Here is a 14929-nt window from a genome sequence, read left to right on the forward strand (position 1 = left end):
ATAGTGAATGTATTATTGATTAAATAATACATTTGTTTAATACAAGTACCCCGTAAGAAAAATTAACCGTCATAATGTAATTAACAAAGTGAGGATTTTCATTTAAATTTTATAAAACTCAAATGTATTCTTTTCTAAACATATTGTTTCATCAGAAGTTTTGATAATGATATCAAAACGCTGACTATACGAATGCATAAATACTTCATATTGAATCCGTCGTTCTTCATGAGACTGCCTTAAATAACTTATATCCGCTCCCCTTTCAGCTATATCCCGGCTTGATCTTCTCATTAGTTCCGTTTCGCCATCTGTATAAAAATAAATTTTCAAATCAAATAAATCAGGGTTAATAAATGCGGCACTCATTCCCTCCACAATCGTTACTTTATTTTTCGAAGAAATCAACTTACTTTTCATATAATGCGTATCTATCGTATAAAAATCCAGCCCAGCTCTAACCATCTGAATATCTCTTTCTAAAGCTGCCAAATGGTGTGCCGCTGGATGACAAGCTGTCATTTTATAACGATGATTTTCATTTTGATATGTATAGTGAATCACTGCATGCTTACGGATATCCGAACTGACAATGTAAGGATCTGTATTAATATAATTTACTTCATTTTGATTTAGTAGATTTACGAGTCTATTAGCAAACGTTGTTTTTCCAGCTGCACCATGTCCTGAAATACCAATAACAATTTTTTCATCGCTCATCCTTAACCAATTTATAATTTCTTGTAACAACTTATCCATCATTCTCCCCCTTGCGCTAATATACTACCCTTTATTTCAATATCCAAAAATCCCTTTATTAAATTATACATAAAACAAGGAAGATATTGTAATTATTCATCATACCATCTCTAATTCTAAACAACTATATTATCTTTTAAATGAATTTATTATTTGTGAACACCTACATGATTAAATAGATTTCTAATTTTATCAATTCAATAGAATACCCTCTATTTTCCGGTAATTTATGCGAACCAATACAGTCATGACTATGTACAATAAAAAAGAGCCAATCCCCTATAAGATAGAAGATTGACTCTTTCCTTTATTTACTCCCCTGTTTCAGAAAATCGCTTTATACGTTCACCAATTTCATCACGAACACGTTGAAATTCGGACCACTCTTTTCCTGCTGGATCATCAAATCCCCAATGAACACGATTTACATGCGGCGGCGTAGATGGACAAACAGAATCCGCATGACTACAAAGCGTAACGACTAAATCAGCACTATTTAAAATGTTTGCATCAATTATATCTGATGTTTGATTTGTTATGTCGATATTTACTTCGTTCATTGCTTTAATTGCATTTGGATTTACTCCATGTGCTTCAATTCCTGCAGAATATACATTCCATTTATCACCTAAATATTGTTTGCCCCATGCTTCTGCCATTTGGCTTCGGCATGAATTTCCTGTGCATAAGAAATAGATTGTCTTTTTGTTTTCCATGTTGTTTTCCGCCTTTGTTTTTAAATTATGCTGGTTGATCATTAAAATATTTACGCTTAAACCAAAAAGCGACGTTTACAAGTGCAATCATTACAGGTACTTCAACTAATGGTCCGATAACTGCTGCAAATGCTGCGCCTGAATGAATACCAAACACCCCAACTGCTACAGCAATTGCTAACTCAAAGTTATTACTACCTGCTGTAAATGCTAATGTTGTCGTCACCGGATAGTTTGCACCAATTTTTCTTCCCATAAAGAAAGATACAAAAAACATTACAATAAAATAGATTAATAACGGAATCGCTATTCTTACCACATCTAGTGGCACGCTAACAATCATCTCTCCTTTTAAAGAAAACATAATGACGATCGTAAATAGCAATGCAAGTAATGTAAGTGAACTAATTTTAGGTATAAACACCTTTTCATACCACTGTCTTCCTTTTAACTTAACTAGTACAAAGCGTGTCAACATACCTGCTATAAAAGGAATTCCCAAATAGATAAATACTGATTTTGCTACTTCTATCATTGTAATATCGACAATAGCACCTTCAATCCCTAACCATTCTGGAATTACAGTTACAAATACGTATGCATAAACTGAGAAAAAAAGCATTTGGAATACCGAATTAAAAGCAACTAAACCTGCCGCATACTCTTTATCTCCATCGGCAAGATCGTTCCAAACAATGACCATCGCAATGCAACGTGCTAACCCAATCATAATGAGACCAACCATGTATTCTGGTTTATCAGGAAGAAAAATAATTGCTAACACAAACATAAGTACCGGACCAATAATCCAGTTTTGTACTAAAGATAGAACTAACACTTTTACATCTTTAAATACTCGGCCCATTTCCTCATAGCGAACTTTCGCTAATGGTGGATACATCATTACAATTAAACCAACAGCAAGTGGAATAGACGTCGTTCCAACCTGTAATGTATGTAGTCCGTCTACTACACTAGGAAACACAAACCCTAAACCAATCCCAACAGCCATAGCTAGAAAAATCCATAGTGTTAAATATCGATCTAGAAAAGATAAACGTTTCATTTTATTTTCCATCTCCTATTAACAACAAGAATTTTGTTCTACTACGTTAGAAGTCGTACAACAAGATGGATCTTCAATTTTATGAACATCACTCTGTGCTTTTGTATAAAAGAATTCCCACTCGTTCCCGTCAGGATCTGTTACCCAAAACTTATCTTGTACTGCATAGCAACAAGTCGTATCCATCTCATCACGTGCAAAGAACCCTTCTTTTTCTAATCTTTCTTTATGCAATGTAATCTCTTCAGCTGTATCCACTTGGAAACCGAAATGATTTACTTGGTTTCCCTTCACTTCATCTCTTACGTTCAGCGTGAAATTAAGTCCTGGCGTCTCTAATAAAAATTTTGCATAATCCACCTTCACCTTAACTGGTGACACACCAAATACCTTTTCGTAAAATTCAATAGACTTCTCTAAATCCGTAACGTTTATACCGACGTGAACATATCTCATAGCTTATTCCTCCTCTTTATATATTATTAATCAATTTTTTTTGATTAATGACTCAAAATTTTAACAGCAACTACCTTTCCCTGTTTTTCTAAAGATACAGCATAATTCTTCTGATAATAAATTATTTACTTCCGCATCATTTAAATCATAATAACTCCACGTACCTTTTGTTTCTTTCACAATTAAACCCGCATCTAATAAAACCTTTAAATGATAGGACAACTTAGATTGCGTCATTTCAAAAACTTCTGTTAAATCACATACACACGTCTGGCCCCGCTGGCAAAGCTCATACATGATTTCTAAACGTTTTTGATCAGCCAACGCTTTAAACTTTTTCTCATATAACTGAAAATTTTGTGCCACTGTAGTTCACTTCCCTTCATCAATTTTTTTGATGTTTATAGTATATACGCTGTTTAGTTCTTTATGCAACTAATTCATCAAGTTTTTTTGATTTAGAAAAAACTTCCTCCCATTATATCTTTGTTACAATTAAAAAAGACCATAGCTTTTTCAAAAATGAAAAACTACGGTTCTTTTTACAACTTAATAGTTACAATATTTCCGAGGAATGGAGTCTCTATAACTGTTTTAAATTTTAATTTGACCATTATAGAGTAGTGCCCCATTACCATCAAGCTAAGAAAAACAAATACCCCAAAATGAGAAAAATCGATATAACTCTTCAGCAAATAAAGATAACTCTTGTTTTTAGTGCATAATCATAAAAAGCACGTCACCCTTTCTCATTAACATAAGAGAATAGTAACGTGCTTTCAATTTCAAAAATAGTCTAAATCCTTAAGTTGATGGTTGTGGGGCGGGCCCCAATAAGAACGGTATCTAAGATTGTATGAAAGGTGTTAGTTCCATTCAAAAGGCCTCAGCCGACGATTAACTCAAGTACCGATTTCGGATGACTCCCATGTGATGAAGTTCGTGTCCTGCGATGCCGTACGCGAGGGCGCGCGCCGTAATGCTTAGGTTGTTGGCTGTACCCTTGCGGTTCCACGCCTCCGCCGGTAGCCCGCGCAGCAATGTGATCGTTGATTGCCGGACGGCCTGGTAGTCTTCGGCCAGTTGCGCGATTGTCCAGCTTCCGAAAGGAGGCATGAACAATTCCTGATCGAAACCGGTCAGCGGCGTCTGGTCCCCTCTTGCGAACCGGAGCAGGCGGTAGGTCATGACGCGTTCCGCGTCTGTAATGTGGCCCACAACTTCTTTCAGTGTCCATTTTCCTTCCGCATACCGATATGCGGCCTGGCTTTCGGTCAACGATGCCAGGAGCTCGGTCATTTGCTTTTCCTGAGCGAGCAGAATGTCGATGATGTTACCGTCTGGCACCAAACGGATATATTCGCCGGAGCTCCCAGCGTATTCTTCTTCTGACGGTCTTTGATTCATGCGTAGTCACCTCTTTATGTATATATAGAAAATTATAGCACTCGTCTATGTCTAATAAATTCGCGAAATGATAGAACTTCCCTTCTAATAATTGAGGCTAAGCAACTATTTAGTCGGTCGCCACACTATCCTGATTCCTTAGCACAATAAGCAATTCTAATCAATAATGCATAAAAATTAGAAGTTATACAATATTTCAAAATTATTAATATATATTAGTTTATTCCGAAACACACATAAATATATTTTGTCGAAACTATTAAAAAGGGAGAATTTCTCTAGCTGAAGAATTAATAATTGTGTTACCAATATGTAAAAATCTCAATTTAAAACTAAAGGAGAACAAAATGGGACAAATAATTGTATCGATGTACCTCTCACTAGATGGTGTCATGGAGGAACCAGCTTGGACTGCTCCATATTTCAATGAAGAAGTAGCAAAGTTTCAATCCAATTTGCTGTTTGAAAGTGAGGCTCTTCTACTAGGGCGAGTAACCTATCAAGGTTTTGCAGCTGCTTGGCCTTCTATGACTGATGAAGAAGGTTTTGCTGATAAGATGAACAGCATGCCTAAATTTGTTGCTTCAACAACTTTGGAAAAAACCGAATGGAATGCAAATCTTATCAAGGGTAATATTGTAGAAGAAATATCGAAACTGAAGGAACAGCCCGGTCAGAACCTTTTAATTTATGGTAGTGGTGAGCTTATACAGACATTGATGCAACACGACCTCATTGATGAATATCATTTTATGGTCAATCCTGTTATCGTGGGAAGCGGAAAGCATCTCTTTAAAACCGGAAACGATACAAAGGCTTTAAAACTGATCGAAACAAGAACGACCAGTTCAGGTGTCGTTATTCTTTCCTATCAGCCGGAGAAAAAAGAATAATTATTGATAAATTATCTTATGAAAAACTCTATTTATTACATAGGAGTTGCTATTATTTTAGTAATTATCTGTGCAATGTTTAGGGGCATTATACGTATAATTTGTCATACTAACAATCGCAAAAAGCAAGATTCAGTCGCACAAAATTAGATAAGGTTATTCAACTGTTAGAAAAACAAAACAAAGATTGACTCTTTCGGATCAGGAAAAGTTAAAAATAACTTCCAATAACGAGAATAATGTAAATAAGCTGTCCATGTGGACAGCTTATTGTTTTTTGCTTAGCGTGCAAAATTTGCGTCTTGTTCGCGGGACTCCAAACAGTACGATTTTATTTCAAAGACACAACGATCTTACTACACACTTTTTATTTATCCCACACTCTCATCTACTAGTATTACTATTTTTTATTACTAATGTTGCCGTTTCACTCGGATGGCTAAGAGGAAAATGATGACCATATGGAACAAAATCAACCTTACCAAGATGCGATGGAGCAGAATAGCCTCTGTCATACTCCCCCCAAATAATGTGAAGATTATACTTTGTTACTTCATTGAAATCACCTTGATTATTTTTTAGTAGTAAACTGTTAAGCTGGACCGTAGTATTTAAAATTCTAGGAGAAGTAAAACTGTTTCTTATTTTTTCAATATAATGTTCAGGGATACTCTCGATACTTTCAAACAAACCATTACTTAATAAATATCGCCCTATCAAATTAGTAGTTGCCAATTTTAATGTCCATTTGTTCATAAATTGAGGAACATTTAGCGATTTAGCATTTTTTTTAACAACAGGTGGCTGAAGTAACGTAATTGAATACTTCTTATCTATGTACTCTTGTACCAATGCTTCCAGAAGAATAAATGCACCGAATGAATGGCCAATTAGATGTGCACCATTCGTAGCTTTCTCCAATAACTTTTTCACTACATTCAAATAGATAGCTAGAAGATTTTTCTCTTGTTTAAAAGGAGAACGTCCCAAACCTGGAAGATCCAAGATCCATACAGGTTGACCAGTTTTTTCATGAAGCTCTTGTGCTAAAGGAAATAAATCCTCTCCATCACTCAATAAACCATGTAATAAAATAAACGGTTTACCCTCTCCTTGTAATTGGTAAAGGGTAGTGCTATCGCATAATGTTCGTTTAAATAAATGATTATGTTGGCCATTTTGATACATCATTCGATAATCCAAATCAGCTACTACGGCAGGGAAAAATTTCATTACACTCGCCTTCTTAAACCAATCTCCTCCCATCATTTTTTTCGCTGAAACATTTGAAAATTTTCGTCTTGTAATAAAATTCAGTCCATCAGAAGGAATTTTTGTTATTTTACTTACTCCACTATTCATAATTGCTTTCATAAGTGGCATTGGGACAGAGATTTTTGGTGCCCTCATATTCATACTTTCCGACATAATACTTAATAACTCAGCAATGTTCTGGTCGTGCTGTTTGTCTTCAACAAGTGTATATGTTTGAATAGTCGGTTGCTCTAATCTGAAAACCTGCACAATAAACTTCGCAAGCTCATCGTTTGAAATAAGTGGTAACCTATATCCCTTACCCCCAGGAATCACTGGCATGAGCCCTCTTCGCATACTCTTCACAAGCAAACCTAATCCTGCTATCTGCTCTGTACTCCCTGTTTTACTACTACCGACTACAGTTGGCGGATTAATTAAAGAAAGCGGATAACCTACTGCTGATGCCTGCTGACGGATATAAAGATCTGCTAAAAATTTTGTTCTCTCATATGGATTTTTTATTTTCAAATAATTATTTCCTTCTTGAAACACATCAATTGCAATCTTGCTATTTTTATCATCAAAGGGACTCATATAACCTACAACATGAATAAATTGTTGCAAGCCCTTCAATTGATGAATACTTTTAGCTAATTCACTAATATGTTTGGCACCATTTAAAAATACGGAAGCTGCCTCTTTACTTGTCGCTTGAATATCCATGGGGCCTCCTGCGTGAATAATCACATCCGTTTTCAATACCCTCTCCTTATCTTCAGCACTTAGACCTAAATCTATTTTCGTCAAATCACCTTCAATAAAGTGCATAACTTCCTTTTTTAAGATGCCTCTTTCTTGAAAAAGACGTATTGCTTTACTTTTCGACCTCACTAAAAGAAGAATTTTAACATCCTCTTTGGCTAATTCTTTCACTAATTGCTTTCCAATAAAGCCTGTTCCACCAGTTAAAAATACTGTTCTCATATAAAATCCCCCTTTTTAGTACTACTCAGTACTAATTTGATATAAAAAAAATGCTTCTTTTATCGAAGCAATTTTAAAAAATGATCTGCTGTTTTCGTGATTACAGTTGCATCCTTCAATGTTTCTGAAATAAATAACGCTCCTTCAAGATTTGTAATAAAAAGTGATGCAACCTCATCAATATGAATCGTATTTCTAAATTCTCCATTCTCTACCCCTTGTTTAAGTAATAGAGAAACTTTCTTTTGTAATCCTGTAAAAAAAAGACCTATTTTTTCTTTTATTTGCGTGGCCTGTTTAGGACTTTGAATATAAAGAGTAATAAATGGACAGCTCCCCTTATACTCTCTCGACTGAACTCCTTGTGATAATTGCTTTAAAAACAGTTGGATACGATCTTCAACTAAAAATTGCTTCTGAGAAAGTACGTCATCAATTGCAGATTGATACATTTCAATCCAATAATCAACGACCGCTTCTAATAATACTTCCTTATTAGAAAAGTGATAATACACATTAGACTTTGAAACTTTGCTTACACGTACTAATTCATCCATACTTGTATAAGCAAACCCTTTTTCTAAAAATAATGTTGCAGCTACTTCAATCACACGTCTTTGATTCATTAATTTTACCTTTGTCATAACTAGAACTATATAGTACTAATTTAAATATTACAAGTATTTATGTTAATTTAGAAAAAAGTTTGTTTAAAAAAGTTCCACTAACATTGATTTTACTGCAAAAAAAATCTTATTTTGAATAAAGTTGAACTGAACCCCGAAATCGTTAATTTACTATCGTCTAATAGGGGTCACCATACATACCCATCAACTTAAGAAAAAGAAATGCTCCCAAAATGAAAAAATGAGCAGCTTCTCAGAATAACTATCTGTAGAGAAAGAAAATTTTAATTTAGGGAGATATGAAAATATTAGTTTGATGGTGATGGGGTGCTCCCCTATGTCTATCAAGTTAAGATATTATATTATCCCCATAATGAAAATTGTTTGCATGACGTTATATTTAGAGTAATTATCTTGATTATTTTTAACATCCCCTTAATTCTTAAACTGATGTATTGGGAGACCACTCCATATACATCAGTTTTTAAAAATTAAATACTTTATTTACCAAGTTAATATAAATTGCCTTCGCATAAGAGACAGTAGAATTTCTAAATCTTCATTTTAATATTAATCAATTCAAGCGTATTCCTTCGAATGCATTTATTACCAAGTCATGCACATAGGAATCATCCAACTTTTCACCGGTTACTAGCAACCGATAGAAAATTGGTCCGTAAATGAGATCGATACTTAAGTCAACATCGAGATTTTCTTTTAATTCGCCCCTTTTAATTCCCTTCTCCAGGAGTTGTTTTGCTTGCAGGCGACGTGGCTGGAAATATCGAGTACGATATTCCTCTGCCAGCTTTGAATCAAATTGTCCTTCACCAACTAACTCAGTAATAATAGTCCCTTCACGACTTATCAAAAATTTGGTTAAACTTGTAGCATGAATTAAAATATCATTCAATGCTGAACCTGTGTCAGGTATAGGCAATCTAGCTGCGGCAGCAAAAAGAAAACCATCCATTACTACAGCAGCCTTATTAGGCCACCATTTATAAATTGTAGCTTTACTAACTTTAGCACGGTCTGCAATTTTATCGACTGTGACTGCTTTAAAGCCACTTTCCAGTAATAACTCATAAGATGCAGAAAGGATAGCTTTTTGGGTTTCGACATTACGTGGTCTACCTCTTTTACCTTGCACATTAATCATTCCTTCCAAGAATCATAAACTATACGTTTAGTATACTTAATATGAACAAAAAATAAAATAGCCTATTTACAAAACTAAACGTTTAGTATATATTTTAGTTAATTAATAAACTGAACGTACAGTTTATTAATTGTTAAGGAATCTCGTAATAATCATGGCTTTATCTAAGTTCCAAAATACACCAAGGTAATTCTGAAATAAAAATATGGGGGAAATACTTATGTCTAATTTTAAAAATAAAGCAAGTGATAAGGAAATTTCATCGGGTTTAATCATTCTTCTGGCAACTGCATGTGGTATCATCGTGGCTAATCTTTATTATGCGCAGCCTTTAATTGGGGTAATTAGTAATGAAATTGGGCTTTCTAATAGTAGCGCTGGATTAATTGTAACGCTAACTCAAATTGGATATGTTGTTGGCTTATTATTTCTTGTGCCTTTGGGGGATATTGTTGAGAATAAAAAATTGATACTTATATTGTTATTTTCAAGTGCATTTGCACTCATTTCTATGGTTTTTGTAAAAAGCGCAACCTTGTTGTTAATTGCTTCATTCTTTATCGGACTGGGTTCGGTCGCAGCGCAAGTGCTCGTACCTCTTGTATCATATCTTTCATCTGAAAATACACGCGGTCGCGTAGTTGGCAACGTCATGAGTGGTCTGTTATTAGGTATTATGCTTGCGCGACCGATATCTAGTTTAGTAGCCGGTATGTGGGGATGGAATGCAATATTTGCTTTATCTTCTACTGTAATTATTGTTTTGGCATTTGTATTATCGAAAGTACTCCCTACTAGGAAACCAAAGGCAAAAACAAATTATACCACCTTACTTAATTCAATGTGGCAACTACTACGAACTACTCCAATTTTACGCCGTCGTGCCATTTATCATGCTTGTGTATTTGGGGCTTTCAGCTTATTCTGGACCACTGTTCCATTATTATTATCTAGTCCTGCTTTTCATTTTTCTCAGACTGCCATAGCATTATATGCACTTGTCGGAATTACAGGTGCAATAGCCGCTCCAATAGGTGGTCGTCTAGCTGATCTTGGCTGGACACGACCCGCCACTGGGATAGTTCTCACTGTTGTTATTATTTCTTTATTACTACCACTTATTATTCGAAGTAGTTCGCCCATCGGAATAGCTGTTTTAGTAATTGCTGCAATTCTGTTGGATATGGGAGTATCTGCAAACCTTGTGCTTAGCCAACGTTTAATTTTCTCGTTGAGTCCAGAAATTCGTAGTCGATTAAATGGACTATTTATGGCTATTTTCTTTTTAGGAGGTGCAGTTGGATCCTTTATTGGAGGATGGGCATATGCCTTAGGAGGATGGAATCTAACATTATGGATAGGAATCACTTTTCCGGCCATAGCCTTGCTTTATTTCGCCACAGAAAAATAGTTCTATAATCAAATTATTTACGAATTGTATTGAGCTTTTGGTGCAGATTTAAAGTTTTTAAAGACTTCTAAATTCTGGTTAGAGCAGTATGAAATAGAAGTGATGGGACGTCAGGAGACAGGAAATCAAGAGCCAATTATCCAAAGATGGATGCTGACTGCGAGTGTATACTTTTTGGATCATCATGTAACATAAAAAGCCCCTTTTTAGTCTATAAATATTTTATAATGAGTGTAGTTTATTTAGAAAATACTAAACTACACTTTTTAATTCGGTTGTCAAATCTTTCACACACTCTCTCTTTTAAATAATAGCTCATAATAATAAGTGCGCCTTTTTTTCCTATTTTTCGTACATCTTCATCAATAAAACCACATTTTTTATATAATAATTGTGCAGTAATGTTTTTCACATTTATCGCTAGCCAATACAATTTCACTAATATGTGGATATTCTTTGCGTACAAAATCAGGTAGTAACAATAATGATTGTTTGGTATGCCCCTTTCCTTGATAATAATAATCCGTTGAAAGAGCTCGTAATAACATAGCTTTTGGATTTTTAGATTATGGATTTATGCCTGCATTTTCATGAAGCTCAAAAAATGTTATAAGCTCATTATTTGCAAGAAATAATATAGAATGTATGTCAGTATCGCCTTCTGATAATTCTACACATTTCTTTGGTTTACCTGTAAATTGTAACTGTTCCTCAGATAATTCATAGCATTCTACTTGTTTTTTAAATCGTTCTTCAAATTCAAATAACCCCATAATGTCCCCCCATTAATTCTCCCCGTTTGCTAAATAACTTTATATGGAAAAAGTTGATACCCTCGTATTTGAGAATATCAACTTTCATTTTTATGTAACTTTATAGTATAAAAAAGAACTTTATTTTCATTAAACAGCTTCGTTGCTATAAAAGGCAAAAAAGCTCATTTTTTCATTTGGGGTAATTCTGAATTCTTAAATTGATGGGCATGGGATCGCGCCCCATCTCTATCAAACTAAGCTTATATAAAATAAATTTCAGGTGAGATTGTTTCTTATTTCTAAAGGACAAGTGTAGGTGATTGAAAGATTTGCATACAAAATAAACCTTAAAAAGTTTCACATTTAAGCTAAACTAAGCTAAGAAAGTCAATTTTAACAATCTATGTTTTTCTTTTACATATTAGCAGAATAAGAAGGTTATCAAAGGCTGGATGAAACCCCCAGCGAATGATAACCTTTTGAAATAGCATATCAATGATTTAAATAAATACCCTCATGAATATATTATTGAGCCACTCCAAATACATTGATTTCTGCCGCACTTGTCCATGGATTATTGTTTACCTCGCTTAATGCACGTAGTCTAATATAACGACCTGTCTTGTTTGCAAAGTTGACTTCTTTCAAATTAGTATTATTTGCAAAAGCACCTATGGATACAGCTGTTCCCCAATTCACTCCATCACTACTTACGTAAAACTCATAATCCTTAATCGTTCCGTTTATTTGGCCGTCTTGCCTTGGCAGGTAGCTGAATTTGGAGAGGTTATAGGTCGCACCTAAATCAATTTGAATCTCATGTGGCATTGGAGCAACAGGACTCCAGTTTGTATGCCAAAATGTGTCTTTATTTCCGTCAAAGGCATACGTACCTAAATTGTACCAATTATAGCTATCTACATATTTTAGCGTCCAGTTTGTCTGCGGAATTAAACTAGCTTCTTTTGTTGTGACCGCTACATTCATAGTCGAATTACTTGTGCTTGTCGTTGTAATCGTTACACCTGATTTTTCTCCCGTGTAGGTATTACTATTCGGATTGGTGTCTGGACTAAAGGAAGCAGCATGATTTTGATTCGTGTAATAGAAAGGGTCTTGGTATTCACTGACGGATTGTTCTATATCAATGAAGGGATGAGGATCACTGGAATTATTATTCATGGATTCATCAATATGCCAAACCGCAATACCACCAGAATTAGTTGGTAAGCTCGCATCATACCCAACCTTTGCGCGATTCTCAACTAAAAAATACGTATTATCCTTTAAAGGAATCTTTAACACATTATAGTTATTTGGGATCGCATTTAGAGTAAAATTGTTGCTGGTATTTACTACATTTGGCGTTACAAAACCTAGTTTTACCTTGGACCAAGCATCCATATGATCTGGCGTAGTTCCATACTCTTCTCCTGGAAGACTATTCCAAGCTCCATTCCCCATTATACTTAGACTACCCACACGGTTATTGTCGCCATATAGATCTGGAAGACCAAAAGAATGACCTAACTCATGAGCAGGTATACCAATTGTCGCCATATGACCATATTGCTTTTCCCCCTGCGCTGTATACATGCCTGATACTGTAACACCATCGTGATTTGTATTAGGAGCATATGACTGATGTGCCCAAATATTTGGAAGTGGACCACCACTAGCCTGTTCATTACCAGCAAGAAAACTTACAATGTAGAAGCCATCTTTAGAGTCAATGACTTGATCATTATTAGTATCAAGACTAGCAAAATTCACTTGAGAATCAGCTTTAGCCAGTGCATCTGTTATAACCGTACCCATACTTTTTCCCGATGTACTCGGATGAGCGTAATCTAATTTCACTTTAACCACTCCATCATTTTGAGTACCATATGTTTCAGGAGCTGGAGTTATCTGTACTTTTCCGTTACTTACTTCATTATAGTAATTCTTAACTGACTTTTGATTTGTAGAAAAGAATTTGTTACTCCAATCGTTATCGTTATATGCAATATCAACATCTGTAAACCCAATTAACAAAACAAGTAATTTTTTGTTTCCTAAAACTGGAGTGACAGTTCCATCAATATTTTTTGGTGATTCTTTTTGTAATTTATTCATGTGCTCCTGTTTTTTCTTTGCTTGAGGGTTGTAATTCTTTATCCATTTGTTCAAATTGTTCTCATTTACTGCCATTGAAGGCTTCTTATCAATTTTATATTTTTTCCCCGTCGATTTCAGTTCATCTAATGTAAGCTCCGCGTAATTCCAATACCCCTTCTGATCTTGTAAAAGTACATCGCCATCCTTTGTACTTACCCAATGGAACCATTCATCTCCATGTAACGTGCCCTCAAAAGATTCGCCTGAAGGCTGCTTCATTTTGACAACTCCCTCGTATGCTGGTGCGGCAAAAGAGTCCGTTTGAACATACAAAACACAAATCAAAGAAAAAACGGACATGAACAGGAATTTTAAAATTCTTTGCATAAACTTTCCCCCTTTTTCAATTGTGTGTGGAATATTCTGTTGATAGCCAGACTAGATTCATACATGGAATAAATCGACAGATACATTTGTATAACACTAACAGAATACCTTTAATTATAATTACAGGAAATTGAAAAAATGTTATTTTTTTAATTCTGTTAATATTTTCTCAAGATTATCCAGTTAAGCAGAATCGATGAAAGTTACATGTGGAGTTCCGGAAAAAATTATACTTTTAGTATGTATATAATGCCACATGTTGACTAATCCAAATTAAATAAAGTTTATGAGCAAAAGAGAGTGTAATTTGACATTGTGTAATAAAGATAAGGCCCACCTACTAAAATAGGTGGGCTTTTTGTTGGGTATTACTATCTCATTGCACAAAAGGGAATTTGTATTAAAATATTAACACATTTTTAGAGTTCTTATATTGAGAAAAAAGATACTATAAGGACTCTAAGAATGGCAAAATAATATACATTATAAAAATATAAAATCCGGTCATACAGATAGTTTAATTAAATATTATAACGCATTAACTCTAGCAGAAAAGAGGAATTAGTTTGTTTTAAAGTAATAAGTGGACAATACTTCTTAGGTGTAGAAGGTATCGAGATTCCTGTACCAATTCCAGCGTTGGCTGCAGCTCTATTAATTAGTTTAGGAATAATTCCACTTTGTTCTTAATTTAAGGAATTCCAAATACCCATACTTTTTAATGGATAAGCCCTTAAGTACATAAATGCTTTTGGGTTTTTATAATGAAAAAAGACACCTAAGGTGCCTTCCTCCGACTTGAGAATTACATCTATGTATTGAAGAAATTTATAAAAGATAAATACAAAAAGGACAGCTTCTAACAATAATTTATAGATGTTTATTATTCTCCAGATGAAGTTACTGGATTTTTTGTGATGATGAATAACAGTTGTTAGATAATAACTTAT

General features: G+C 34.6%; 14 protein-coding genes and 2 pseudogenes. 4 read left to right on the forward strand and 12 right to left on the reverse strand.

The annotated features are described in order from the left end of the window. Positions 1-102: 102 nt before the first annotated feature. From N2V80_RS15750 to N2V80_RS15775, 6 genes are all read right to left on the reverse strand, one after another. Entirely contained in the window at positions 103-759 is a 657-nt protein-coding gene (locus tag N2V80_RS15750) for a uridine kinase family protein (RefSeq protein WP_000359535.1), read from the reverse strand. A 311-nt stretch (positions 760-1070) separates the two neighbouring features. After that, positions 1071-1475 (reverse strand): arsenate reductase (thioredoxin), encoded by a 405-nt coding sequence (gene arsC, locus N2V80_RS15755; RefSeq protein WP_000428354.1) that lies wholly within the window; start codon positions 1473-1475, stop codon positions 1071-1073. A 25-nt stretch (positions 1476-1500) separates the two neighbouring features. Further along, the gene (gene arsB, locus N2V80_RS15760) at positions 1501-2541 is read right to left on the reverse strand and encodes an ACR3 family arsenite efflux transporter (protein WP_061654897.1); all 1041 of its coding nucleotides are present in this window, start codon (positions 2539-2541) and stop codon (positions 1501-1503) included. Between the two features lie 18 nt (positions 2542-2559). After that, on the reverse strand, positions 2560-2997 hold the full coding sequence (locus tag N2V80_RS15765; RefSeq protein WP_001270993.1) for an ArsI/CadI family heavy metal resistance metalloenzyme: 438 nt from the start codon (positions 2995-2997) through the stop codon (positions 2560-2562). A gap of 60 nt (positions 2998-3057) precedes the next feature. Further along, the gene (gene arsR / locus N2V80_RS15770; RefSeq protein ID WP_002062841.1) at positions 3058-3363 is read right to left on the reverse strand and encodes an arsenical resistance operon transcriptional regulator ArsR; all 306 of its coding nucleotides are present in this window, start codon (positions 3361-3363) and stop codon (positions 3058-3060) included. Positions 3364-3894: 531 nt separating this feature from the next. Beyond that, positions 3895-4404 carry a DinB family protein gene (locus N2V80_RS15775; RefSeq protein WP_001076316.1) on the reverse strand — a complete coding sequence of 170 codons (510 nt, stop codon included), beginning with the start codon at positions 4402-4404 and terminating at the stop codon, positions 3895-3897. Between the two features lie 347 nt (positions 4405-4751). Here N2V80_RS15775 and N2V80_RS15780 point away from each other — a divergent pair, with 347 nt between their 5' ends. Then, positions 4752-5297 (forward strand): dihydrofolate reductase family protein, encoded by a 546-nt coding sequence (locus N2V80_RS15780; RefSeq protein ID WP_000529760.1) that lies wholly within the window; start codon positions 4752-4754, stop codon positions 5295-5297. A gap of 18 nt (positions 5298-5315) precedes the next feature. Beyond that, a pseudogene (locus tag N2V80_RS15785) lies at positions 5316-5488 on the forward strand (DUF4083 family protein). Positions 5489-5681: 193 nt separating this feature from the next. Here the strand turns inward: N2V80_RS15785 and N2V80_RS15790 are convergent. From N2V80_RS15790 to N2V80_RS15800, 3 genes are all read right to left on the reverse strand, one after another. Beyond that, positions 5682-7538 carry an alpha/beta fold hydrolase gene (locus tag N2V80_RS15790; RefSeq protein WP_061654898.1) on the reverse strand — a complete coding sequence of 619 codons (1857 nt, stop codon included), beginning with the start codon at positions 7536-7538 and terminating at the stop codon, positions 5682-5684. Positions 7539-7597: 59 nt separating this feature from the next. Then, positions 7598-8164 (reverse strand): TetR/AcrR family transcriptional regulator, encoded by a 567-nt coding sequence (locus N2V80_RS15795; protein ID WP_061654899.1) that lies wholly within the window; start codon positions 8162-8164, stop codon positions 7598-7600. 574 nt (positions 8165-8738) lie between these two features. Then, positions 8739-9326 carry a TetR/AcrR family transcriptional regulator gene (locus N2V80_RS15800; RefSeq protein ID WP_002062846.1) on the reverse strand — a complete coding sequence of 196 codons (588 nt, stop codon included), beginning with the start codon at positions 9324-9326 and terminating at the stop codon, positions 8739-8741. 220 nt (positions 9327-9546) lie between these two features. Between N2V80_RS15800 and N2V80_RS15805 the strand changes: the two genes are divergently transcribed. Both N2V80_RS15805 and N2V80_RS15810 read left to right on the forward strand, forming a co-directional pair. Further along, the gene (locus N2V80_RS15805; protein ID WP_000064501.1) at positions 9547-10737 is read left to right on the forward strand and encodes an MFS transporter; all 1191 of its coding nucleotides are present in this window, start codon (positions 9547-9549) and stop codon (positions 10735-10737) included. 33 nt (positions 10738-10770) lie between these two features. Continuing rightward, positions 10771-10917 (forward strand): annotated as a pseudogene (locus N2V80_RS15810) (VOC family protein); the annotation flags it as partial. Between the two features lie 58 nt (positions 10918-10975). Here the strand turns inward: N2V80_RS15810 and N2V80_RS15815 are convergent. The 3 genes from N2V80_RS15815 to N2V80_RS15825 form a co-directional block, all read right to left on the reverse strand. Beyond that, positions 10976-11149, reverse strand: coding sequence for a hypothetical protein (locus N2V80_RS15815; protein WP_002197198.1), 174 nt, complete (start codon positions 11147-11149; stop codon positions 10976-10978). 154 nt (positions 11150-11303) lie between these two features. After that, on the reverse strand, positions 11304-11510 hold the full coding sequence (locus tag N2V80_RS15820; protein ID WP_061654900.1) for a hypothetical protein: 207 nt from the start codon (positions 11508-11510) through the stop codon (positions 11304-11306). A gap of 507 nt (positions 11511-12017) precedes the next feature. Further along, entirely contained in the window at positions 12018-13979 is a 1962-nt protein-coding gene (locus N2V80_RS15825) for a M6 family metalloprotease domain-containing protein (RefSeq protein WP_061654901.1), read from the reverse strand. Positions 13980-14929: the final 950 nt, after the last annotated feature.

The sequence above is a fragment of the Bacillus sp. FSL W8-0640 genome (assembly GCF_038007725.1).
Classification (GTDB): Bacteria; Bacillota; Bacilli; order Bacillales; family Bacillaceae_G; genus Bacillus_A; species Bacillus_A cereus.

Bases quoted from the DNA above. Each gene is read 5' to 3' on its own strand.
- N2V80_RS15750 (WP_000359535.1), bottom strand. From the start codon at position 759: ATGGATAAGTTGTTACAAGAAATTATAAATTGGTTAAGGATGAGCGAT.
- arsC (WP_000428354.1), bottom strand. From the start codon at position 1,475: ATGGAAAACAAAAAGACAATCTATTTCTTATGCACAGGAAATTCATGC.
- arsB (WP_061654897.1), bottom strand. From the start codon at position 2,541: ATGAAACGTTTATCTTTTCTAGATCGATATTTAACACTATGGATTTTT.
- N2V80_RS15765 (WP_001270993.1), bottom strand. From the start codon at position 2,997: ATGAGATATGTTCACGTCGGTATAAACGTTACGGATTTAGAGAAGTCT.
- N2V80_RS15775 (WP_001076316.1), bottom strand. From the start codon at position 4,404: ATGAATCAAAGACCGTCAGAAGAAGAATACGCTGGGAGCTCCGGCGAA.
- N2V80_RS15780 (WP_000529760.1), top strand. From the start codon at position 4,752: ATGGGACAAATAATTGTATCGATGTACCTCTCACTAGATGGTGTCATG.
- N2V80_RS15790 (WP_061654898.1), bottom strand. From the start codon at position 7,538: ATGAGAACAGTATTTTTAACTGGTGGAACAGGCTTTATTGGAAAGCAA.
- N2V80_RS15795 (WP_061654899.1), bottom strand. From the start codon at position 8,164: ATGAATCAAAGACGTGTGATTGAAGTAGCTGCAACATTATTTTTAGAA.
- N2V80_RS15800 (WP_002062846.1), bottom strand. From the start codon at position 9,326: ATGATTAATGTGCAAGGTAAAAGAGGTAGACCACGTAATGTCGAAACC.
- N2V80_RS15805 (WP_000064501.1), top strand. From the start codon at position 9,547: ATGTCTAATTTTAAAAATAAAGCAAGTGATAAGGAAATTTCATCGGGT.
- N2V80_RS15820 (WP_061654900.1), bottom strand. From the start codon at position 11,510: ATGGGGTTATTTGAATTTGAAGAACGATTTAAAAAACAAGTAGAATGC.
- N2V80_RS15825 (WP_061654901.1), bottom strand. From the start codon at position 13,979: ATGCAAAGAATTTTAAAATTCCTGTTCATGTCCGTTTTTTCTTTGATT.